Source organism: Geodermatophilus sp. SYSU D00742 (genome assembly GCF_054049935.1).
Map to the genome: position 1 here is coordinate 80,998 of NZ_JBJGYJ010000001.1, position 21,520 is coordinate 102,517.

General features: G+C 74.6%; 19 protein-coding genes. 7 read left to right on the plus strand and 12 right to left on the minus strand.

The features are described 5' to 3' along the window. Positions 1 to 56: 56 nt before the first annotated feature. The 5 genes from ACI78V_RS00355 to ACI78V_RS00375 form a co-directional block, all read right to left on the minus strand. Positions 57 to 1,259 carry a cell division protein PerM gene (locus ACI78V_RS00355; RefSeq protein ID WP_456847808.1) on the minus strand — a complete coding sequence of 401 codons (1,203 nt, stop codon included), beginning with the start codon at positions 1,257 to 1,259 and terminating at the stop codon, positions 57 to 59. Positions 1,260 to 1,381: 122 nt separating this feature from the next. Then, positions 1,382 to 2,671 carry a hypothetical protein gene (locus tag ACI78V_RS00360; RefSeq protein WP_456847810.1) on the minus strand — a complete coding sequence of 430 codons (1,290 nt, stop codon included), beginning with the start codon at positions 2,669 to 2,671 and terminating at the stop codon, positions 1,382 to 1,384. 197 nt (positions 2,672 to 2,868) lie between these two features. Then, positions 2,869 to 3,747 (minus strand): succinate--CoA ligase subunit alpha, encoded by an 879-nt coding sequence (gene sucD, locus ACI78V_RS00365; RefSeq protein WP_456847812.1) that lies wholly within the window; start codon positions 3,745 to 3,747, stop codon positions 2,869 to 2,871. A gap of 91 nt (positions 3,748 to 3,838) precedes the next feature. Next, complete coding sequence (sucC, locus tag ACI78V_RS00370; RefSeq protein ID WP_456847814.1) at positions 3,839 to 5,002, minus strand: ADP-forming succinate--CoA ligase subunit beta; 1,164 nt, start codon at positions 5,000 to 5,002, stop codon at positions 3,839 to 3,841. 251 nt (positions 5,003 to 5,253) lie between these two features. Next, entirely contained in the window at positions 5,254 to 6,351 is a 1,098-nt protein-coding gene (locus ACI78V_RS00375) for a hypothetical protein (protein WP_456847816.1), read from the minus strand. 231 nt (positions 6,352 to 6,582) lie between these two features. Here ACI78V_RS00375 and ACI78V_RS00380 point away from each other — a divergent pair, with 231 nt between their 5' ends. Continuing rightward, positions 6,583 to 7,437 (plus strand): esterase/lipase family protein, encoded by an 855-nt coding sequence (locus tag ACI78V_RS00380; protein ID WP_456847818.1) that lies wholly within the window; start codon positions 6,583 to 6,585, stop codon positions 7,435 to 7,437. 411 nt (positions 7,438 to 7,848) lie between these two features. Further along, positions 7,849 to 8,676 carry a M23 family metallopeptidase gene (locus tag ACI78V_RS00385; RefSeq protein WP_456847820.1) on the plus strand — a complete coding sequence of 276 codons (828 nt, stop codon included), beginning with the start codon at positions 7,849 to 7,851 and terminating at the stop codon, positions 8,674 to 8,676. A gap of 73 nt (positions 8,677 to 8,749) precedes the next feature. Here ACI78V_RS00385 and pcrA read toward each other — a convergent pair whose 3' ends face one another. Then, entirely contained in the window at positions 8,750 to 11,047 is a 2,298-nt protein-coding gene (gene pcrA, locus ACI78V_RS00390) for a DNA helicase PcrA (protein WP_456847822.1), read from the minus strand. 276 nt (positions 11,048 to 11,323) lie between these two features. Here pcrA and ACI78V_RS00395 point away from each other — a divergent pair, with 276 nt between their 5' ends. Both ACI78V_RS00395 and ACI78V_RS00400 read left to right on the plus strand, forming a co-directional pair. Then, on the plus strand, positions 11,324 to 11,599 hold the full coding sequence (locus tag ACI78V_RS00395) for a chorismate mutase (protein ID WP_456847824.1): 276 nt from the start codon (positions 11,324 to 11,326) through the stop codon (positions 11,597 to 11,599). A gap of 63 nt (positions 11,600 to 11,662) precedes the next feature. Beyond that, on the plus strand, positions 11,663 to 12,397 hold the full coding sequence (locus ACI78V_RS00400; RefSeq protein ID WP_456847826.1) for a PIG-L deacetylase family protein: 735 nt from the start codon (positions 11,663 to 11,665) through the stop codon (positions 12,395 to 12,397). Between the two features lie 100 nt (positions 12,398 to 12,497). On the opposite strand, the gene ACI78V_RS00405 is transcribed toward ACI78V_RS00400, so the two are convergent. After that, positions 12,498 to 13,166, minus strand: a complete 669-nt coding sequence (locus tag ACI78V_RS00405; protein ID WP_456847828.1) for a response regulator — start codon at positions 13,164 to 13,166, stop codon at positions 12,498 to 12,500. Next, on the minus strand, positions 13,163 to 14,332 hold the full coding sequence (locus ACI78V_RS00410) for an ATP-binding protein (protein ID WP_456847830.1): 1,170 nt from the start codon (positions 14,330 to 14,332) through the stop codon (positions 13,163 to 13,165). Before ACI78V_RS00410 ends, ACI78V_RS00405 begins: the two co-directional genes overlap by 4 nt. 183 nt (positions 14,333 to 14,515) lie before the next feature. On the opposite strand from ACI78V_RS00410, the gene ACI78V_RS00415 reads away from it, so the two are divergent. Further along, positions 14,516 to 15,391, plus strand: coding sequence for a PspC domain-containing protein (locus ACI78V_RS00415; protein ID WP_456847832.1), 876 nt, complete (start codon positions 14,516 to 14,518; stop codon positions 15,389 to 15,391). Beyond that, the gene (locus ACI78V_RS00420; RefSeq protein ID WP_456847834.1) at positions 15,384 to 15,680 is read left to right on the plus strand and encodes a hypothetical protein; all 297 of its coding nucleotides are present in this window, start codon (positions 15,384 to 15,386) and stop codon (positions 15,678 to 15,680) included. Before ACI78V_RS00415 ends, ACI78V_RS00420 begins: the two co-directional genes overlap by 8 nt. Positions 15,681 to 15,747: 67 nt before the next feature. On the opposite strand, the gene ACI78V_RS00425 is transcribed toward ACI78V_RS00420, so the two are convergent. Next, a complete protein-coding gene (locus ACI78V_RS00425) occupies positions 15,748 to 16,332 on the minus strand; it encodes a dienelactone hydrolase family protein (RefSeq protein WP_456847836.1) in 585 nt (194 codons plus the stop codon). Positions 16,333 to 16,396: 64 nt separating this feature from the next. Between ACI78V_RS00425 and ACI78V_RS00430 the strand changes: the two genes are divergently transcribed. Beyond that, the gene (locus ACI78V_RS00430) at positions 16,397 to 17,086 is read left to right on the plus strand and encodes a helix-turn-helix transcriptional regulator (RefSeq protein ID WP_456847838.1); all 690 of its coding nucleotides are present in this window, start codon (positions 16,397 to 16,399) and stop codon (positions 17,084 to 17,086) included. A gap of 141 nt (positions 17,087 to 17,227) precedes the next feature. Here the strand turns inward: ACI78V_RS00430 and guaA are convergent, their stop codons facing one another. Genes guaA through guaB form a run of 3 tightly spaced genes read right to left on the minus strand, consistent with a single transcriptional unit; the run spans position 17,228 to position 21,467 of the window. Beyond that, positions 17,228 to 18,790, minus strand: coding sequence for a glutamine-hydrolyzing GMP synthase (gene guaA, locus ACI78V_RS00435; protein ID WP_456847840.1), 1,563 nt, complete (start codon positions 18,788 to 18,790; stop codon positions 17,228 to 17,230). Next, on the minus strand, positions 18,790 to 19,941 hold the full coding sequence (locus ACI78V_RS00440) for a GuaB3 family IMP dehydrogenase-related protein (RefSeq protein WP_456847842.1): 1,152 nt from the start codon (positions 19,939 to 19,941) through the stop codon (positions 18,790 to 18,792). The genes guaA and ACI78V_RS00440 overlap by 1 nt, the downstream gene beginning before the upstream one ends. Before the next feature lie 5 nt (positions 19,942 to 19,946). Next, positions 19,947 to 21,467: an IMP dehydrogenase gene (gene guaB / locus ACI78V_RS00445; RefSeq protein WP_456847844.1), complete on the minus strand. Its 1,521-nt coding sequence runs from the start codon at positions 21,465 to 21,467 to the stop codon at positions 19,947 to 19,949. Positions 21,468 to 21,520: the final 53 nt, after the last annotated feature.

Genomic DNA, 21,520 nt, shown 5'->3' on the forward strand with positions numbered 1-21,520 from the left:
GGACCCCGTCCCCCCACCACTCGCAGGCCCGCGGTGGGGCCCCGGGACCGGGCCGGTCAGCCCAGCGCCCGCCAGCGGCTGACGGCGGCACCGACGGCCGCGGCGATCCCGGCCTGCGCGGCGACGGCGAGTCCGGTGGCCACCGCGGGGGCGCCCACCTGCGCCAGCGCGCCGTCGCCGAGGGAACCGCCGCCGACCTGCGCCAGCACCCCGCACGCGATCCCGAGGGTGGCGCCGGCGAGCACGCCCCACAGCCCGGCGACGACCGAGCCGCCCTGGGCGCCGTGGTCGCCGAACCGGCGGCCCAGGGTGATCCCGGTGACGAGCCCGGCCAGCGCCGGCAGCACCTGGGACACGAACGCCACCAGCGGCACCGCCTGCGTGTCGGGCAGCGCGGCCAGCAGCGGCAGCGCCGGCACCGCCCCGAGCGTGACGCCGTGTACCGAGACCAGCGTGCCGCTGCCCACGGCGAACCCCGGGCCGGCGGCCAGCCCGATCGCAGCGGCCGCCGCGTTGGGCAGCAGGAGGACACCGAGGGCGAGCAGGCCGACCGCACCGGCACCGGCGCCGCCGAGGGAGCCCGACAGCGCGGCGTAGCCGCGCGCGTCCGCGGCGAGCGCCACCGCCACCACGGCGAGCCCGGACGCGACCGCGGTGAGGAACCCGGCCAGCACCGCCCGCAGCAGCGGCCGCACCGGAGGCGGCAGCCGGTCCAGTACGCCGTCGAGGACGCCGGACTCGCGCGCCGTCCCCCACCCACCCGCGAGGACGGCGAGAACCGCGACGCCGACGGTGCTGCGGAGCAGGTCGACCCGGGCCCCCGCGTCGTCGACCGCGAGGCCCAGGAGGACGGCGACGACGGTGTGCGTCGCGGTGAGGCCGCCCAGGACGACGGCCGTTCCGCGCACCCCGTGGACGTCGCAGGAGCGGACCACCCCGCGGCCGGCGCTGGACAGGCCCCACGCGACGGCCAGGGTGAGCAGCAACGGCGCGAGCACGAGCGGACCGGAGCCGAGGGTGAGACCACCGCCCTGGGCGAGGAGCCACAACTGGCCGGCCAGCCGGGCGGAGCCACCGACCGGCAGCCCGCCGGCCGGGTCCAGCGTCTGGACCACGACCACGGCCAGCCCCAGTCCGAGCAGGCCCAGGAAGGAGACCGCCGCGGCGGCCACGGCGGCGAGCACGGCGGGGTGCCCCGGCCGGCCGGCACCCGGCTCCCGCTGCCCGGGCGAAGTCAGACGTGCGAGCAGGGAGACCACTCCCCCACTCTCGCAAGGCCGGGGCGCGATCGCCGCTGCACGCGCCCAACGGCTCCCACAAAGGCGCCGAGGGGCGGCGACCCGCAGGTCGCCGCCCCTCGCCGGGGTGGGGTGCGTCCCGGTCAGTCGTCGCCGGGCGTCGGCCCGGGCTCGCTGCCGGAGGCGGTGGCACCACCGGGCGCAGCGGGTCCCGCGCCCTGCTCGGGCCGCACGGGCGGCGGGGGCGGCGTCCCCGTCTCCTGGGGCTGGCCGTACGACGGCTGCCCGTACGACAGCTGCCCGTACGACTGCTGCCCGTACGACTGCTGCCCGTACGGCTGCTGCCCGTACGGCTGCTGCGGCGCCTGGTACCCGTACGGCGCCTGCTGGCCCGGCGCACCCTGCTGGGCGCCGAACCGCGGTGCCTGCTGGTCGGCCCACTGCGTGGCGTCGGTCGGGCCACCGGGCGTCGACGGCCGGTTCCGCAGCTCCGGCAGCAGCCGGAGGACGGCGGACACCAGGACCGCGGCGGCGGTGAGGAACCCCAGCAGCGCCCAGGTGCTGAACGCGAAGCCCTCGCTGAAGGAGTCCAGCCAGCCCAGCAGGGCGAACAGGAAACCCAGCGCCGCCAGCCCGACCGTGATGGCCGAGCGCGGGAACCCCAGCCGGAGGTCGACGAAGGCGGGCAGCACCGCCCACACCGTGGCCAGCAGGAAGAGGAGGACCGCCGTCGTCACCTGCCCGGAGTCCCAGCCCCTGAAGCTGATGCTGGACCCGAAGAAGACGTCGTCGATCCGGTACCAGGGGAGGAACGCCAGCAGGAGGAACAGCAGCGTGCCACCGGCGACGACGTAGTCGGCCAGACCCAGTCGCTTGAGGTCGAAGCCCACCGACGCGCCGGACCCGGCCGGCCGCGCGTACGGGGTCTGCCCGTACGGCGACTGCTGGCCGTAGCCGTACGGCTGGCCGTAGCCCGGCTGCCCGTAGGCCGGCTGATGCCCGTAGGCGGGCTGGCCGTACCCGCCCTGCTGCCCGTACGGCTGCTGCCCGCCGTGACCGGGCTGCTGCGGGTAGGGCAGCTGGCCGTACGGCTGCTGCCCGTAACCCGGCTGCTGGCCGTAACCCGGCGGCTGGCCGTGGCCCGGCTGCTGGCCGTAGCCGGGCGGCTGCCCGTACCCCGGCTGCCCGTACCCCGGCTGCGGGCCGTACCCCGGCTGCGGGCCGTAGCCCGACTGCGGGCCGTACCCCGGCTGCGGGCCGTAGCCCGACTGCGGGCCGTAGCCCGGCTGCTGCCCGGCGGGCGGCGGCTGCTGGCCGTGGGGCGCCTGCCCGTGCCCCGACTGCTGACCGCCGTGCCCGGCCTGCTGCCCCGGCTCGGAGCCGGACCCCGGCTCCCCGTGCCCGCCAGGAGGCGGAGGCGGCTGACTGGTCATCGCGGGGCGCTCCTCGGTAGTGGCTTGATCACTCAGCGCATCGTCAGTGGGCGGGTCCGCCACCGGCAACCGTGGCGCGTCGGGCCTCACCCACCGGGACGCTACCGAGACCGCGGAACGCCGCTGCCCGGCGACCTCGCGTGAGGTCGCCGGGCAGCGGTGGTGTGGACCGAGCGTCGGTCGCCCGCGTCGGGGCCTCAGGCGCCGACGATCTCCCGCATGAGGCGGGCGGTCTCCGACGGGGTCTTGCCCACGCGCACGCCGGCGGCCTCGAGGGCCTCCTGCTTCGCCTGCGCGGTGCCGGCCGAGCCGGACACGATCGCGCCGGCGTGACCCATCGTCTTGCCCTCGGGAGCGGTGAAACCGGCGACGTAGCCGACGACCGGCTTGGTCACGTTGGCCTTGATGAAGTCCGCGGCCCGCTCCTCGGCGTCGCCACCGATCTCACCGATCATGACGATGGCCTCGGTCTCCGGGTCCTCCTGGAAGGCCTGCAGGCAGTCGATGTGCGTGGTGCCGATGACCGGGTCGCCACCGATGCCGACGGCGGTGGAGAAACCGATGTCACGGAGCTCGTACATCATCTGGTAGGTCAGCGTCCCCGACTTGCTGACCAGCCCGATCTTGCCCTGCTTGGTGATGTTGGCCGGGATGATGCCTGCGTTCGACCGGCCGGGGCTGATCAGGCCGGGGCAGTTCGGGCCGATGATGCGGGTGGAGCCGCCCTGGGCGTGGGCCCAGACGTGGGTCGAGTCGTGCACGGGGATGCCCTCGGTGATGACGACCGCGAGCCCGATCTGCGCGTCGACGGCCTCGATGACGGCGTTCTTGGCGCCGGCCGGCGGCACGAAGATGACGCTGACGTCGGCGCCGGTCTCCTTCATCGCCTCGGCGACGGAGCCGAACACGGGGACGCCGGTGCCGTCGAAGTCGACGCTCTGGCCGGCCTTCTTCGGGTTCACGCCCCCGACGATCGCCGTCCCCGAGGCCAGCATGCGCTGGGTGTGCTTGCGCCCCTCGGAGCCGGTCATGCCCTGGACGATGACCTTGCTGTTCTCGTTGAGGAAGATCGACATCTGAAGTGGTGTCCTGTCTGACGGTGATGGAACGGCCCCGTTCCAGGGGCCCGCCCCGAGCCTGCGAGGGGTGGGGAGGAAGGGGTCTTCCTCAGGCGGCGGCGAGCTCGGCGGCCCGGCGCGCGGCGCCGTCCATCGTGTCCACGAGGGTCACCAGCGGGTGGTTGGCCTCTGCGAGGATCCGCCGGCCCTCCTCGACGTTGTTGCCGTCGAGACGGACGACCAGCGGCTTGGTCGCCTCGTCGCCGAGGAGCTGCAGTGCGTGCACGATGCCGTTGGCGACGGCGTCACAGGCGGTGATACCGCCGAAGACGTTGACGAACACGCTCTTCACCGCGGGGTCGGACAGGATGATGTGCAGCCCGTTGGCCATGACCTCCGCGGAGGCGCCACCACCGATGTCGAGGAAGTTGGCGGGCTTCACGCCGCCGAACTCCTCGCCGGCGTAGGCGACGACGTCGAGGGTGCTCATGACCAGGCCGGCGCCGTTGCCGATGATGCCGACCTCGCCCTCGAGCTTGACGTAGTTGAGGTCCTTCTCCTTGGCCGCGGCCTCCAGCGGGTCGGCCGAGGCGGCGTCCTCGAGCGCGGCGTGCTCGGCGTGCCGGAAGGAGGCGTTGTCGTCGAGGGTGACCTTGGCGTCGAGCGCGAGCACGGTGCCGTCGGGCGCCTTGGCCAGCGGGTTGACCTCGACGAGGGTGGCGTCCTCCTTGGAGAACACGTCCCACAGCTGGACGGCGATCGCGATGACCTGGTCGCGCACCTCGGCGGGGAAGCCGGCGGCGTCGACGATCTCGGCGGCCTTGGCGGTGTCGACGCCGACGGGGGCGTCCACGGGGATGCGCGCCAGGGCCTCCGGACGCTCGACGGCGAGCTGCTCGATCTCCATGCCGCCCTCGACGCTGGCCATCGCCAGGAAGGTGCGGTTGGCGCGGTCGAGCAGGTAGGAGAAGTAGTACTCCTCGGCGATGTCGCTGGCCTGGGCGACCATCACGCGGTGGGTGATGTGGCCCTTGATGTCCAGGCCGAGGATGTCCTGGGCGCGCGCCCGGGCGGTCTCGGCGTCGTCGGCGAGCTTGACGCCGCCGGCCTTGCCGCGGCCGCCGGTCTTGACCTGCGCCTTGACGACGACGGTGGTCCCGATCTCTCGGGCGATCGCCTCCGCCTGCTCCGGTGTCTCGGCGACACCTCCGGGCAGCACGGGCACGCCGTGAGAGGCCAACAGGTCACGGGCCTGGTACTCGAAGAGATCCACGAACAGGCACCGTAACCCCCGCGGAATGCCGCCGTCGCCCCCACGTCGGAGCGCGTGGCCCGTCTCACAGGGGCCCCGGCGGGCGGGCGGGAACCCCCCGTGGCGGATCCCTGCGCGACCGCGCTGGTCAGCTCCGTGCACGCGGCTCGGCCAGCACGTCCCGGGCCGGCCGGCGTCCCCACCCGCCGGGGTGGGAGGCAGGGACGACCCGGGCAACCCCACCCGGTCCCCCCGCACCGGACGCCGCGCGGTCAGTCTCCGCGTGGAGCGGACCGGCGCAGCCGCCAGGCGAGGAGGGTGAGGACGCCGTACCCGACCCCGGCGACGAGCAGCCCCGCACCGGGCAGCGTCCACTCCAGTTCGTCGGAGACCGCGGCGTCCCGCAGCCCGGCCAGCCCGAGGGTGAGCACGACGGCGGCGATGGCCAGCAGCCCACCGACGGCGGCCAGGCGCGGCCGTAGCGAGGGCGCGAGCACCGAGCAGAGGACGACGGCACCGGCGAGCAGGAGTCCGCCGAGCAGCGCCAGCCCGGCTCGTTCGAGCAGCCCCTGCGGGCCGTCCTGCCCGACCACGGTCTGCAGCCCCGTCGTGGGGTCGGTGACCAGGCGGTCGGGGACGTCGGCCGCCGGCAGCACCAGGCAGAGCACCGTCCCCACCCCCAGCAGCACGGCGAGACCGGCCAGCCCGGGGCGGGCGGGGTCGAGCGACCCGCCGTCCTCCATGACCGTGCGCCCCCACGAGGCGGCGGCCAGCACGCCGGCGAGGACGGTGAGCGCGAGGGAGACGACGCCGAGGACCCAGCCGGCGCCGATCTCGACCGAGCTGGTCAGCACACGCTGGCCGGCGATCACCTCCACGCCGGGGCGCACGGTGGACGCGTCGGCCCGGTACAGCTCGATGAGCAGCAGGCCGACCGCGAGGGCCCCGGCGACGCCGGCGTAGCCCAGCCCGAACCGGGGCAGCCGCCGGGCCGCCAGGCCGGCTCCCACGACCGCCGAGGTGAGCGGGGTGACGAGGCCGAGCAGCACGCTGCCGGGGCCACCGGCCTGGGTGACCTCCCGCCCTCCTACGACCAGGTAGGTGGGGACGAGTGCGGCCACGCCGGCGAGGCCGGCCAGGACGAGCAGCGCACCGGACAGTCGCGCGGCCGGCGGGGTGGTGCCGACGACGAGCCCGTCGGCCTGGACGGGTGGCGGACCGGGCCGGTCCGACGGACGGCGCGGTCCCGTGCGCCGGGCCGTCGCGGCACGGCGGGCAGGATCGCTGCCCCGGCGGGCGTCCCGGTCGCGGGCGGAACCGCTCCCCCGCCCGGGGTCCCGGTCGCGGGTGGAGGCATCGCGGGCGGCCACCGTTCCCCCTTCGTCGAGTCGGTCACGAACCGGCGTCGATCCGCCGTCGCGCGTTGCGCTTGTGTGACGAACGGCACACCGCAGCTTTACCGTCCGGTGAACCGGGCATGACCGAGGTCGGCTGCGCCACCGGCGAACGTCGAGCCCGGGCTCCACCGGTGGTCACGAACGGGGAGGGACCGACAGATGCGCCCACTCGGCGACCCGGAGTCCGGACCAGACTCGCACACCGTGGGCGGCGCCTCGCGGACGCCGCGGATCCCGCTGCGCAGCCTCGTCACCCGCGCGGCCGTGACCGGCGGGATCACCGAACTCGCCCTCGTCGGCGCACACGTCCTCATGTACCCGCTGGGCACGCGGAGCGAGCCGCTGCGGCTCGACCCACGGTGTCGCCCCGGCGAGCAACCCCCCGGCGTCCGGGCGCTGTTCGCCGCCGACCCGCTGGCCGCGCGCATCCCGGTCGTCCTCGTCCACGGACTCGTCGACAACCACTCGATCTTCGCGGTGATGCGCCGCAGCCTGCGCCGCCGCGGCTTCGCCCACGTCTGCTCGTGGAACTACAGCCCGCTGCTGACCGACCTCGCCCGCGGCGCCCGGGCGCTCGGCGACCACCTCGAACGCGTCTGCGAGCAGACCGGCCACGAGCGCGTGCACGTCGTCGGACACAGCCTCGGCGGCCTCATCGCCCGGTACCACGTGCAGCGCCAGGACGGCGACCGGCGGGTGGAGTCCCTGGTGACCCTGGGGACGCCGCACCAGGGCTCGGTGCTGGCCCACCTGGTACCGACCCCGCTGGTACGCCAGCTGCGTCCCGGCTCACCGGTGCTGCGGGAGCTGGCCGAGCCGGCCCCCGGCGTCCGCACGCCCGTCACCGCGATCTACAGCGACCTCGACCAGGTGGTGCTGCCGACCACCGCCGGCCGGTGCGAGCACCCCGACCTGTTGGTCCGCAACGTGCTCGTCCGCGGGGTGGGCCACATGTCGCTGCCGTTCCACCGGGGCGTGGTCGACGAGGTCGCGGCCACCCTCGCCGGGGTGCGCCGCCCCGAGGTGCCCGCCCCCACCGCGCCGGCCGCCGTCGCCTGACGACCACCACACCGGTCCCGGTCGCCGTCACCTGACGGCCGTCACCCCACCGGTCCCCGTCAGCTGACGGCCGTTCCACAACCGACCCCCGTCAGCTGTCGGCCGTCACCCCGCCCGTCGCCGACCGGCGGCCGTCCGCGCCGCCACCCCTGCGCCGGGCCCCGACCGACGGCGCCCCACCGGTCACCCACCTCCCGACGGCCTCGTCCGTCACGTCCGCCCCAGGGGTTGCAGACAAGGCGACACGGGGTGTCGCTGACCGTCGGTGACCTGACGGATCGTTACCGTCCGATCACGGCGCCGGTACCCACCGGCGGCGCCCCGCCCGGGACGCCCCAGCCGTCGTCGCTCCCCCGGCGGACTGCCCCCGCGGCACCGATCGGGAGGGTCGCTGCCCCTAGGAGGTGCTCCGTGTCTCGTCAGCCCGCGCTGCTCGAGCGACCGGGGACCGACCACGAGCCGGCCGCTCCCGTCATCCCCGCACCCCGGAGCGCCGTCGACCCCGTGCCGACCGCGGCCGCCGCGCCCGCGGTGCCGGCAGCCCTGTCCGGGTCCTCCGAGGACGCCGAGCCGGCCCGACGCCGCTGCCTGCCCCGCCCGCCCGGCAAGCGCGGCCCCCTGTGGCTGGCCGCCCTCGTCGTGGGCGCCGTCGTCGCGGCCCTGCCCTCCACCATGGGCGACCAGGCCACCGACGTGGCGGTCAGCGCGGCTGAGTACGGCCTCGGCGTCGCCTCCGACGTCGGCCTCACCGGTGACATGGAGGACGCCGGGGTGCGCCGCGGCATCACCGAGGCCGAAGCCCGGGCCCGCCTCGGTGAGCTCGCCGCCTCCCGCGCCGCCCGCACGCCGCGCACGGTGCTGCCGACCCAGGGCCGGCTCACCACCTGCTTCTGCCAGCGCTGGGGCACCATGCACTACGGCATCGACCTGGCCGCGCCCCTGGGGACGCCGATCCTGGCCGCCACCGACGGCGTGGTCATCCGCGCCGGCCGCGCCTCCGGGTACGGCAACGCGGTCTACGTCCAGGACGCCGACGGCAACGTCCACGTCTACGGCCACATGCGCTACTACTCGGTGTCGGCCGGCGACCTCGTGCACGCCGGCGACCAGATCGCCAAGGTGGGCAACGAGGGTCAGTCCACCGGGCCGCACCTGCACTACCAGATCCACCGCGGCGGCATGAGCGGCCGCCCGATCGACCCGCAGGACTTCCTCGCCGAGCGCGACGTCCACATCTGACCGGTCGACGACCGTCCCGCGTCGGCGGCGGACGGCACACGGCCGGCCGCGGTCCTGTCCGGCGACCGCGGGGTCAGAGCTTGACGAGCGGGGCGTAGCGCAGGACCAGGCGCTTGGTGCCACCCGATCCGAAGTCCACGGTCGCCTGCGCCTTGTCGCCGGCGCCGGTGACCTCGACGACGGTGCCGAGACCGAACGCGTCGTGGCTGACCCGGTCCCCCACCTCCACGGAGATGACCGCGCGGTTGCCCGCACCGCCCCGCAGCCCGCCGGTGGACAGCCCGCTGGCGGCGACCCGCGTCTGCGCGGAGCGGTACCCGGTGCTCGGCGCGGGTGCCGGCTCCTTCCCCGCCCACTGCACGGTGTCGGCCGGCAGCTCGTCGAGGAACCGGGACGGCGGGTTGTACGCCGGCTGCCCCCAGCTGGTGCGCACCGTCGCCCGGGAGATGAACAGCCGCTGCTGCGCCCGCGTGATGCCGACGTAGGCCAGCCGGCGCTCCTCCTCCAGCTCGCGCGGGTCGCCGAGGGCCCGCAGGTGCGGGAAGACGCCGTCCTCCATGCCGGTGAGGAAGACGACGGGGAACTCCAGCCCCTTGGCCGTGTGCAGCGTCATCATCGTCACCACGCCGGCCTCGTCCCCGGCGACGGGGATCTGGTCGGCGTCGGCCACCAGCGACACCTGCTCGAGGAAGTCGGTGACCGAGCCGCCCGGGTTGGCCGCCTCGAACTCCGCGGCCACGGAGATCAACTCGTTGAGGTTGTCGACGCGGCCCTCGTCCTGCGGGTCGGTGCTGGCCTGCAGCTCGGCGAGGTAGCCGGTGCGGTCGAGGATGCTCTCCAGCAGCGCGGCCGGACCGGAGCCGGTCTCGACGAGGTGCTCGAACTCCTCGAGCAGCGCGACGAACTCCTGGATCGCCTTCAGCGACCGCGGCGCGAGGGTGTTGACCTCCGAGCACCGGCGCAGCGCGTTGGCGAACGCGATGCGCTCCCGGTCGGCGAAGCTCTCGATGCAGGACTCGGCCTTCTCGCCGATCCCCCGCTTGGGCACGTTGATGACCCGGCGCAGGCTGACGACGTCGGCCGGGTTGGCCACCACCTTGAGGTAGGCCAGCGCGTCGCGGACCTCCTTGCGCTCGTAGAAGCGCACCCCGCCGACGACCTTGTAGGGCATGCCGACGCGGATGAACACCTCCTCGAACACGCGGGAGGCGTTGTTGGTCCGGTAGAAGACCGCGATGTCCTTGGGCCTGGCCTTGCGCTCGTCGACCAGCGCGTCGATCTGCTCGGCGACCCAGGCGGCCTCGTCGTGCTCGTTCTCGGCGACGTAGCCCTCGATCAGCTCGCCGTCCCCGGCGTCGGTCCACAGGTTCTTCGGACGCCGGCCGGTGTTCTTGGCGATGACCTGGTTGGCCGCCCTAAGGATGCGCTGCGTGGAGCGGTAGTTCTGCTCCAGCAGGATCGTCGTCGCCTGCGGGTAGTCGCGCTCGAACTCGTCGATGTTGCGGATCGTGGCGCCGCGGAAGGCGTAGATCGACTGGTCGGCGTCACCCACGACGCACAGCTCGGCCGGCGGGACGGCACCACCCTCGGGGCCCACCAGCTCGCGCACCAGCACGTACTGCGCGTGGTTGGTGTCCTGGTACTCGTCGACGAGCACGTGGCGGAACCGACGGCGGTAGTGCTCGGCGACGTCCGGGAAGGCCTGCAGCAGGTTGACCGTCGTCATGATCAGGTCGTCGAAGTCCATGGCGTGGGCCTCGCGCAGCCGCCGCTGGTAGAGCTTGTAGGCCTCGGCGAGCACCTTCTCCGGCGCCGTCCCCGGGACGTAGCTCTCCTCGTCGACGAGCTCGTTCTTCAGGTTCGACACCTGGGCGGCGAGACTGCGGCCCGGGTAGCGCTTGGCGTCGAGGTCGAGGTCGCGGGCGACCATCGTCATCAGCCGGACGGAGTCGCCCTGGTCGTAGATGGTGAACGACGACTTCATGCCGAGCTTGCCGGCCTCGGCGCGGAGGATGCGCACGCACATCGAGTGGAAGGTCGACACCCACATCGCCCGGGCACGCGGGCCGACGAGCGCGGCCACGCGCTCCTTCATCTCGCCGGCGGCCTTGTTGGTGAACGTGATCGCCAGGACCTCGCCCGGCTGCACCCCTCGGGCGCCGAGCAGGTAGGCGACCCGGTGGGTGAGCACGCGGGTCTTGCCCGAGCCGGCACCGGCGACGATCAGCAGCGGCCCGCCCTCGTGGACGACGGCCTGACGCTGCGGGCCGTTGAGCCCGGCGAGCATGCGGTCCAGCTCCCGGCCCAGGGAGCCGGAGGCGGAGCGCTGGAGGGCGGCGGTACCGGGGAGGGCCTGCTGGACGCTGCTCATGACGACACCACTGTAGTTCGGACCGGCGACGGCCCCACCCGCGCGGAACAGCCGTCACAGCGGCCCCCGACCGGGCGACGCGCTGGCGGCCAGGGACACCGTTGTGGCAGACTCCCCGCCGTGCTCACCGCGCTCAGCTTTTACTACGGCCACCGGGATCCGGTGTCCGTCACCGCTGGCTGAGCACACGCCGCAACAGACGCCCCGGGCCCGAGGAGCCCGGGGCGTTTCTCGTTCCAGGGGTCCGACGGCCTCCCGCCCGCCCCGGAGGAACCCATGACCGCCACGCTCCCCACCGCCGCCGCTGACGCCGACGTGCGCATCGCCGAGCTGCGCGAGGAGATCGACTCCTGCGACGCGGAGATCATCGCGCTGGTGCAGCGCCGGCTGGCCGTCTCCCAGCAGATCGGGGAGCTGCGCCGCGCCGCGGGCGGCACCCGCCTGTCGCTGTCCCGCGAGCAGCAGGTGCTCGCCCGCTTCCAGGAGGCCCTCGGCCGCGACGGTGCGGCCCTCGGGATGATGCTGCTGCGCCAGGGCCGCGGCCGGCTCTGAGCCCCTCTCCCGGCACGCGACGACCCCGCGGAGCTCCGCGGGCCTCGGCCTAGGCTCCGGCGGGTGACCGCCGCGCAGCCCCGCCGTCCCGCCGAGCACGTCGAGCGCGCCCTGTGCGTTCTCGCGCACCCCGACGACGTCGACTTCGGCAGCTCCGGCACCGTCGCGACGTGGACGGCCGCCGGCACCGAGGTCACCTACCTGATCGTCACCGACGGCGACGCCGGCGGGTTCGACGACACCCCTCGGGACCGGATGGGGCCCCTGCGGCGGGCCGAGCAGGAGGCCGCCGCCGCGGCCTGCGGGGTGAAGGACGTGCGGTTCCTCGGCTACCCCGACGGGCGGCTGGAGCTGACCCTCGACCTGCGCCGCGACATCAGCCGGGTGATCCGGCAGGTCCGGCCGCAGCGGGTGCTGACCAGCTCCCCGGAGCGGGTCTGGGAACGCATCGGCGCCAGCCACCCCGACCACATGACCGTGGGCGAGTCGACGCTGCGGGCGGTCTACCCCGACGCCCGCAACCCCTTCGCCTTCCCCGAGCTGCTCGCCGAGGAGGGGCTGGAGGCGTGGACGGTCGAGGAGGTGTGGCTGACCACCAGCCCGCGCGCCGACCACGTCGTCGACGTCACCGACGTGGTGGAGCTCAAGTTCGCCGCGCTGAAGAGCCACGTCAGCCAGGTCGGGCACCTCGACGACCTCGAGGAGTTCGTGACCAGCTGGATGCGCGAGAACGGCCGCCGCCTCGGCCTGCCCGAGGGCCGGCTGGGCGAGTCCTTCCACGTGGTGTACACCGCGTGATCCCTCGGCGTACCGGCCGACACCGCGGCGAGATGCCGTCCCGGCCGGCGCTGAGCGCCACCGTCGTGGAGACCTCCGGGTCCACTCGGGCACGACAGCCTCACAGCAGGCGGTTGGTCGCCGCCCAGCGGGTGAGCTCGTTGCGGTTGGACAGCTGGAGCTTGCGCAGCACGTTGGACGCGTGGGACTCCACGGTCTTCACCGAGATGAACAGCCGCGAGCCGATCTCGCGGTAGGTGTAGCCGCGGGCCAGCAGCTGCATGACCTCTCGCTCACGGGCGCTGAGCAGGTCCAGCCCCGGGTCGGTGGCAGGGTCCTCGGACGGGGCGGGGGCGGACGCCGACGTCGCGGCGAACGCGTCGAGCACGAACCCGGCCAGCCGCGGGCTGAACACGACGTCCCCGTCGGCGACCCGGGTGACCGCGTCGAGCAGGTCGGGGCCGGAGATGGTCTTGGTGACGTAACCGCGGGCGCCGGCCCGGATGACGGCGATGACGTCCTCGGCGGCGTCGGAGACCGACAACGCCAGCCAGCGCACCGCCGGCAGCTCGGCCCGCAGCGCCTCGAGCACCGCGTGCCCGCCGCCCCCGGGCAGGTGCACGTCGAGCAGCACGACGTCGGGCACCGTGGCCCGGATGCCCTCGACCGCGCCGGCCACGTCGGCGGCCTCACCGACGACCGTCACCGCGTCGCCCAGCTCCGTCCGCACGCCCGACCGCACCATCGCGTGGTCGTCGACGAGGAAGACGCGGGGCCCCTGCTCGCTCACGCGGCCTCCCTCGGCAGGTACATCTCGACCTCGGTCCCCTCTCCCGGCGCGGAACGCACCGTCGCCGTCCCGCCCACGCGGGCCAGCCGCCCGGTGACGGAGTCCTTCAGCCCACGCCGGTCGGCCGGCACGGCACCGGGGTCGAAGCCCGAGCCGCGGTCGCGGACGAACACCTCCACCCGCTGCGGCGTCACCTCGGTGTACAGGTCCGCCGACGTGGCACCGGAGTGCTTGGCGGCGTTGACCAGGGCCTCCTTGGTGGCCGCACCCAACGCGGCGAGCGCGTCGTCGACCGGGGCGTCCCCGACCACGACCGACTCCACGGTCAGCGCGTGGTCGGCCTCCACCTCGGCCACCATTCCCTCGACGAGCGCCGCCCACGTGCCCCCGGCGGCCTTCTCCGGCTCGTACAGCCAGGTGCGCAGCTCGCGCTCCTGGCTGCGGGCCAGCCGGGCCACCGCCTTGGGGTCCTCGGCATGGCGCTGGATCAGGGCGAGGGTCTGCAGCACCGAGTCGTGCAGGTGGGCGGCGACGGCGGCCCGCTCCTCCGAGCGCACCCGCGCGGTGCGCTCCGCCTCGCGGGAGGCCAGCAGCCGCCGCCACAGGGGAGCCGTGGCCAGGGCGATGCCGACCAGGATGACCAGCGTCGCGGCGAAGCCGTTGCGGGCGTTGGCCAGCTGGCCGGTCGTGGCCAGCAGCAGCACCACCCCGACGACGCCGAGCGCGATTCCGCCGGCCAGCACCCACGGGACGCCGGGCCGGGCCAGGGTGCGGTCGGTGTCCAGCTGCCGCCAGATGACCGCGAGCCCCGCGCCGACCAGCAGCAGCGGGACGACGAGGTCGCTGCTGCCCCAGGTGGCCAGGTTGGTGACCAGGATCAACGCCCCGAACCCGAGCAGCGTGAGCCCGAGCGCCTGCCGGCGGCTGGGCTCCAGGTCGGGGTCGCGGGCCTCCGGCGCCACGTCCCCGACCGGCATGAAGAACCACAGCAGCGCGTAGGCGATGACGCCGATGCCCGTGACGGCGAGGACGACGAAGCCGATGCGCACGACGAGCGGGTCCAGCCTCAGGTGGACCGCCGTCCCCGCCGCGACCCCGGCCAGCAGCCGGCCCGACCGCGGGCGTGCCAGCGGCGGGCGCTGCGGCACGAGGGCAGTCGTCGTCACGCTGTCGATCGTCGCACCGCAGGTCGCCGCGTCACACCGGTGATCACCCTGGAGTGCCGGACCAGGGTGGATTGGGGGCGATCCCTGATGTCCCGGGGAGGCGGTGCGCCGCACCCTCGTGGCATGACATCGGCACCACCTCCTCCCCCCGCACCCCCCACTCCCCCGCCGTCCGGACTGCCGATGGCGGAGTACCCGCCGCCCCCGCCGGGGCCGCCCGTCCGGCCGCCGCTGCGGCGCAGCCGGACCGACAGGGTCATCGGCGGCGTCTCGGGTGGCCTGGCCGAGTACTCCGGCATCGACACGCTGCTGTGGCGGGTCGGCTTCGTCGCCCTCGCCATCGCCGGCCCGGGCATCCCGGTCTACCTGCTGCTGTGGCTGTTCATGTCGGCCGGTCCGCGCGACGGCGCCGCCGAGGCACGGGTCAGGGCGCCGGCCGGTCCACGGTCGCCGGTTCCGGGGGTGACCCTGGCCGCGCTGCTCATCGTCGTCGGCACGCTGGTGCTCGTCAGCCGGTTCACCGACTGGTCGATCGACCCGCGGTTCGTCCTCGGGCCGGCCCTCCTCGTGGTGGGTGTGGGCCTGGTCGCGGCGGCCTTCGCCAGCGGACGGCGCGCCAAGGGCGGCCTGATCGCGCTCGGCGCACTGCTCTCACTGGCGCTGGCGGTCGTGTCGGCTGAGCCGTGGCGGAACGTCCACGGCGGCATCGGCGACGACTTCTACCACCCGATGACCGCCGCGGCGGTCGAGCCGGTCTACCGCGGCGGCGTCGGGGACGTGACCCTCGACCTCTCCGACCTCGACCTGAGCGACCTCGACGGCCCGATCGCCACCCGGCTCGACGCCGGGGTGGGCGACGTGGAGATCCTGGTGCCCCGCTCGGCCGACATCCGGGTGGAGGCCAGCAGCGGCGTCGGCACCATCGACGTCTTCGGTAGCAGCTCCGACGGCGGGTTCTACCCGGGCACCGGCGCCGCGGACTGGACCGGCGACGACGACCCCGAGATCGTCCTGGAGATCAACGCCGGCATCGGCGACGTGGAGGTGGACCGTGCCTGACTACAGCGAGTTCCCGACGACCCCCACCGCATGGCAGGAGCACGCGTTCGGTGACATCACCCCGCTGCCCGTCGAGGACCCGCCCCCGCCGCCGGCCCGCCGGGGGATCGACCTCACCGCACTGGTGCCCGGCCTGGTGTTCGTCGTCCTGGCGATCTCCCTCATGGCCGGCGCGGTCTTCCCCTTCGACCTGTTCGACGACGGCGGGCTGCTCTGGCTGGTGCTGATCGGCGCCGGAGTCGCCCTGCTGGTCAGCGAGGTGCGCAAGGCCCGCCGCAGGCGACGCTGACGCCACCGGAGGGGAGACCGGGCGGAGGGCCCGGGGAGCGGACGGCTCCCCGGGCCCTCCGCCGTCGTCAGCCGCCCACGCGCGCGCAGAACTCCAGTGCCCGCTCCCACAGCGCCTCCGCGGCCGCCGCGTCGTACTCGGCGGGCAGGCCGGGGTCGGTGAACAGGTGCCCGGCGACCGGGTGCTCGACGACCTCGACGGGGCTGCCGCTGCGCCGCACGTCGGCGAGGAAGCCGTCCAGCCACTCCTGGGCGCGGAACGGGTCCCGCTCGCCGAGGTGCAGCTGGACCGGCACCCCGGCCGGCCACGCCGGCACTCCGAGCACGGCCAGCGGCAGCGCCCCGGAGAACAGCAGGACACCGGCGCAGCGCCCCTGCGTGGCCACGTACTCGGCCATCCCCGCCCCGTTGGAGAACCCCGCGGCGAGGAAGCCGTCGGGCAGCTCGCGGACGGCGTCCACCGCGGCCTGCACGAGCGCCGGGAAGCCGATCTCCTCGACGTAGGCGCCGGCGTCGTCGTAGTCGTCGAAGGCCCGGCCGTCGTACTGGTCGACGACGAGCACGTCGTGGCCGGCGGCCCGCAGGCGGGCGGCGGCGTCGGTGATCCCGGGGCGGACGCCGAGGGCGGAGTGGAAGAGCGCGATCGAGGCCATGCCGCCAGCCTGGCGCGCCCACGGTGACACCGTCCTGTCACCGACTCCTGCCACGATCCGCCCCGTGAACCGCACCGACCGCCTGCACGCGCTGACCGAGGAACTGCGTCGCGCCGGGCCCCGTGGCCGGACGGCGGACCGGCTGGCCCGCTGGCTCGAGGTCTCGCCCCGGACGGTCAAGCGGGACGTCGCCGCGCTGCAGCAGACCGGCGTGCCCGTCCACGCCACGGCCGGACCCGGTGGCGGCTACGTCCTCGACGCCGCGGCGACCCTCCCGCCGGTCAACCTCACCCCGGCGCAGGCGGTCGCCGTGGCCGTGGCGCTGGCCGGGGCCGCGGACGCGCCGTTCGCGGTCGACGGCCGGGCGGCGCTGGCCAAGGTGCTGGACGCGCTCGGGCCGGCCGCGCGGGGCGAGGCCGAGCGCCTGGGCGCCCGGGTGTGGCTGGGCGGGACCGGCACGCGTCCCCCCGGCCCGGTGGCCGTGGTGGAGGAGGCCCTGGTGCGCCGCCGGGTCGTGGCGATCGGCTACCGCGACCGCGGCGGGACGGCGTCCCGCCGGCGGGTCGAGCCGCACCTGGTCGCCCGCACCGCCGGCTCCTGGTACCTGGCTGCCTGGTGCCGGGAGCGGGACGCGCCGCGCTGGTTCCGCTGGGACCGGATCGAGGCCGCCGACCTCACCACCGACCCCGTCGCCGACCGGGACCCCGCGGTGTTCGGCACCCCGCCGCCCGACGCGGCCACCGTGCGCTGGTGAGGTGCTGGAGACGACCCGTCGCAGGGGCCGGCGCCGAGCAGGCGACGTGCTGGAAGGGCCCCGTCGCGGAGCCCCGCGGCCGAGCCGGGGGCCTCCCGCTAGCGGGGGACGGCGAGGGCGTGGGGGCGGCGGGGCCTTCCCCTACTCCCACTCGATGGTGCCCGGCGGCTTGCTCGTGACGTCGAGGACGACGCGGTTGACCTCGGACACCTCGTTGGTGATCCGGGTGGAGATGCGGGCCAGCACGTCGTAGGGCAGCCGGGTCCAGTCGGCGGTCATCGCGTCCTCGCTGGACACCGGCCGCAGCACGACCGGGTGGCCGTAGGTACGGCCGTCGCCCTGGACCCCGACCGAGCGGACGTCGGCCAGCAGCACCACCGGGCACTGCCAGATCTCCCGGTCGAGGCCGGCCGCGGTCAACTCGGCGCGGGCGATCGCGTCGGCCTTCCGCAGCACGTCGAGCCGCTCCCGGGTCACCTCGCCGACGATCCGGATGCCCAGGCCCGGGCCGGGGAACGGCTGCCGCCAGACGAGCGACTCGGGCAGGCCGAGCTGCAGGCCGACCTCCCGGACCTCGTCCTTGAACAGCGTGCGCAGCGGCTCCACCAGGGTGAAGGTGAGGTCCTCGGGCAGACCGCCGACGTTGTGGTGGCTCTTGATGTTCGCCGTTCCGGTGCCGCCGCCGGACTCGACGACGTCGGGGTAGAGCGTCCCCTGCACGAGGAAGTCGACGGTCTCGCCGTGCTCCTTGGCGTCGGCGACCACGTCGGTGGCGGCCTGCTCGAAGACGCGGATGAACTCGCGGCCGATGATCTTCCGCTTCTGCTCCGGGTCGCTCACGCCGGCGAGCGCGTCGAGGAACTGGTCGCGGGCGTCGACCACCCGCAGGTCGGCGCCGGTGACGGCGACGAAGTCCCGCTCGATCTGCTCGGTCTCGCCCTCACGCATGAGCCCGTGGTCGACGTAGACGCAGGTGAGCCGGTCACCGATGGCCCGCTGCACGAGCGCGGCGGCGACCGCGGAGTCGACCCCGCCGGACAGCGCGCACAGCGCCCGCCGGTCGCCGACCCGGGCGCGGATCCGCTCGACCTGCTCCTCGACGACGTTGGCCATCGTCCAGGTCGGCTCCAGCCCGGCGATGTCGAACAGGAAGTGCTCGAGCACCGTCTGCCCGTGCGCGGTGTGCCGCACCTCGGGGTGGAACTGGACGCCGGCCAGCTTGCGGTCGACGTCCTCGAAGGCGGCGACCGGGGCGCCGGTGGAGGTGGCCGTGACGGTGAACCCGGGCGGGGCCTGGCTGACGGCGTCCCCGTGGCTCATCCAGACTGACTGCTCGACCGGCAGCGTGCCGAACAGCCGGCCCTGCGTGGTGACCGTCAGCGGGGTGCCGCCGTACTCGCGGTCGCCGGTGCGCGCGACGGTCCCGCCGAGGCTCTGCGCCATCGCCTGGAAGCCGTAGCAGATGCCGAACGCCGGCACGCCGGCCTCGAAGAGGGTCGGGTCGATCTGCGGGGCCTCCGGCGCGTACACGCTCGACGGCCCGCCGGAGAGCACGATCGCGGCCGGCTTGCGGGCGACGATCTCCTCGGCCGGGACGTCGGAGGGGACGATCTCGGAGTAGACGCCGGCCTCGCGGATCCGCCGCGCGATCAGCTGCGCGTACTGGGCGCCGAAGTCGACGACCAGCACCGTCGGGAAGTCCATCACCGGTCCTGCGGGGCGGGCTGGTGGCCGCCGATGACCAGGTCGACCCGCTGGAACTCCTTGAGGTCGCGGTAGCCGGTCTTGGCCATGGTGCGCCGCAGCGCCCCGAACAGGTTGGTGCGCCCGTCGGCGGTCTGCGCGGCGCCGAGCAGCACGTCCTGCAGCGAGCCGGCGGGCGGGATCGGCGCCGACACGCCGCCGCGGGGCAGCCGCGGGTGCGCCGCGACCGAGTCCCACCAGATGCCGCCGCCGGGCGCCTCGGCCGCCGCGCGCAGCGGCTCGCCGACCTGGACGGCATCGGCACCGCAGGCCAGGGCGCGGGCGATCGCGCCGCTGGTCTCGATCCGGCCGTTGGCGATCACGTGCACGTACCGGCCGCCGGTCTCGTCGAGGTAGTCGCGGCGGGCCGCGGCAGCGTCGACGATCGCGCTGGCCAGCGGCACCCGGACGCCCATGACCGCGTCACCGGTGGAGAAGCTGTCGGCGCCCACGCCCACGATCACCCCGGCCGCGCCGGTGCGCATGAGGTGCAGCGCGGTCTGGTAGTTCGCCGCACCACCCACGATCACCGGGACGTCGAGGTCGGCGATGAACTCCTTGAGGTTCAGCGCACCGCCCTGCGTGGTGACGTGCTCGGCGGAGACGATCGTGCCCTGGATGACCAGCAGGTCCACCCCGGCCGCGAGCACCGCGGGCGCCAGCTGCTGGGTGTGCTGCGGGGAGACCCGGACCGCGGTGGTCACCCCGGCGTCGCGCATCTCCTTGATCCGCGCGGTGATCAGGTCGGGCTTCACCGGCTCGCCGTAGACGTCCTGCAGCACCGACACCGGCGGGGCACCCTCGACCGCGGCGTCGCGGATGCGGCGGTAGACCGGGGTCGGGTCGTCGTAGCGGGTCCACAGGCCCTCGGCGTTGAGCACGCCCAGGCCACCGGCCTGCCCGACGGCGATCGCCGTCGCCGGGCTGACGACGGCGTCCGACGGGCTGGTCACCAGCGGGATGTCGAAGCGGAAGGCGTCGATCTGCCATGCGGTCGAGACGTCGTCGACGTCCCGGGTGCGCCGGGAGGGCACGATCGAGACCTCGTCGAGGTCGTAGCCGCGGCGGGCGAAGCGGTTCAGCCCGATCTCGACGGTGTCACGCGAGGGCATTCCGGTCACCGACCCCGGTAGTTGGGTGCTTCGACGGTCATCTGGATGTCGTGGGGGTGGCTCTCGACCAGCCCCGCAGAGGTGATGCGGGTCAGCTGGCCGCGGTCCTGCAGCTCCTCCACCGTCTCGGCGCCCGCGTAGCCCATGGAGGCGCGCAGCCCACCGACGAGCTGGTGGGCCACGCCGGCCAGCGGACCGCGGTAGGGCACCTGGCCCTCGATGCCCTCGGGGACGAGCTTGTCGTCGGAGAGGACGTCGTCGGCGAAGTACCGGTCGCGGCTGAAGGACTGGTTGCCGCGCTTCTGCATCGCCCCCAGCGACCCCATGCCGCGGTAGGTCTTGTACTGCTTGCCGTTGACGAACACCAGCTCGCCCGGCGCCTCCTCGACGCCGGCGAACAGGCCGCCGATCATGACCGTCGACGCGCCCGCCACCAGGGCCTTGGCGATGTCGCCGGAGTACTGCAGCCCGCCGTCGGCGATGACCGGGACACCGGCCGGCCGGGCGGCCAGGGACGCCTCGTAGATGGCGGTGACCTGCGGGACGCCGACGCCGGCGACCACCCGCGTGGTGCAGATGGAGCCGGGCCCGACGCCGACCTTGACCGCGTCCACCCCGGCGTCGACCAGCGCCTGCGCGCCGGCGCGGGTGGCGACGTTGCCGCCCACCACCTGGATGCCGTGGCCGACGGTCGCGAAGTCCTTCTTGACGCGGGCGACCATGTCCAGCACCGCGCGCTGGTGCCCGTGCGCGGTGTCGACGACGAGCACGTCGACCCCGGCGTCGACCAGCAGGCCGGCGCGCTTGTAGGCGTCCTCACCGACACCCAGCGCCGCGCCCACCATCAGGCGGCCGTCGACGTCCTTGGTGGCGTTCGGGAACTGGTCGCGCTTGACGAAGTCCTTGACGGTGATCAACCCGCGCAGCCGGCCGGCGTCGTCCACCAGCGGCAGCTTCTCGATCTTGTTCTTGCGCAGCAGGGCCAGCGCGGTGTCGGGGTCGACGCCGACCGGGGCGGTCACCAGCGGCATCGGCGTCATCACGTCGCGGACCAGCACCGACTGGTCGGTCTCGAACCGCATGTCGCGGTTGGTCACGATGCCCACGAGGACGCCGTCGGCGTCGACCACGGGGGCGCCGGAGATGCGGTAGCGGGCCGACAGCGCGTCGACCTCGGCCAGGGTGTTCTCCGGCGAGCAGGTGACCGGGTTGGTGACCATGCCGGCCTCGGAGCGCTTGACCAGGTCGACCTGGCCGGCCTGCTCCTCGGCGGCGAGGTTGCGGTGCAGGACGCCGATGCCGCCGACGCGGGCCATGGCGATCGCCATGCGGGCCTCGGTGACGGTGTCCATCGCGCTGGAGACCAGCGGCACGGCCAGCCGGATCCCGCGCGTGAGCCGGCTGCTGGTGTCCACCTCGGCCGGGACGACGTCGGACGCACCGGGGATCAGCAGGACGTCGTCGTAGGTCAGCCCGAGCGGCGCGAACTTCGCCGGCAGCTCGGGAACGAACTCGTCGGGCTGCATCGAAGCCGCCACCCCTCCGGATCGGCCGGCGCCCTGGTGGGCGCGCGGGAGCC

What these genes read in the sequence shown, in the direction of transcription:
- ACI78V_RS00360 (WP_456847810.1), bottom strand. Translation starts at nt 2,671, where the DNA reads ATGACCAGTCAGCCGCCTCCGCCTCCTGGCGGGCACGGGGAGCCGGGG.
- sucD (WP_456847812.1), bottom strand. Translation starts at nt 3,747, where the DNA reads ATGTCGATCTTCCTCAACGAGAACAGCAAGGTCATCGTCCAGGGCATG.
- pcrA (WP_456847822.1), bottom strand. Translation starts at nt 11,047, where the DNA reads ATGAGCAGCGTCCAGCAGGCCCTCCCCGGTACCGCCGCCCTCCAGCGC.
- ACI78V_RS00395 (WP_456847824.1), top strand. Translation starts at nt 11,324, where the DNA reads ATGACCGCCACGCTCCCCACCGCCGCCGCTGACGCCGACGTGCGCATC.
- ACI78V_RS00415 (WP_456847832.1), top strand. Translation starts at nt 14,516, where the DNA reads ATGGCGGAGTACCCGCCGCCCCCGCCGGGGCCGCCCGTCCGGCCGCCG.
- ACI78V_RS00425 (WP_456847836.1), bottom strand. Translation starts at nt 16,332, where the DNA reads ATGGCCTCGATCGCGCTCTTCCACTCCGCCCTCGGCGTCCGCCCCGGG.
- guaA (WP_456847840.1), bottom strand. Translation starts at nt 18,790, where the DNA reads ATGGACTTCCCGACGGTGCTGGTCGTCGACTTCGGCGCCCAGTACGCG.
- ACI78V_RS00440 (WP_456847842.1), bottom strand. Translation starts at nt 19,941, where the DNA reads ATGCCCTCGCGTGACACCGTCGAGATCGGGCTGAACCGCTTCGCCCGC.
- guaB (WP_456847844.1), bottom strand. Translation starts at nt 21,467, where the DNA reads ATGCAGCCCGACGAGTTCGTTCCCGAGCTGCCGGCGAAGTTCGCGCCG.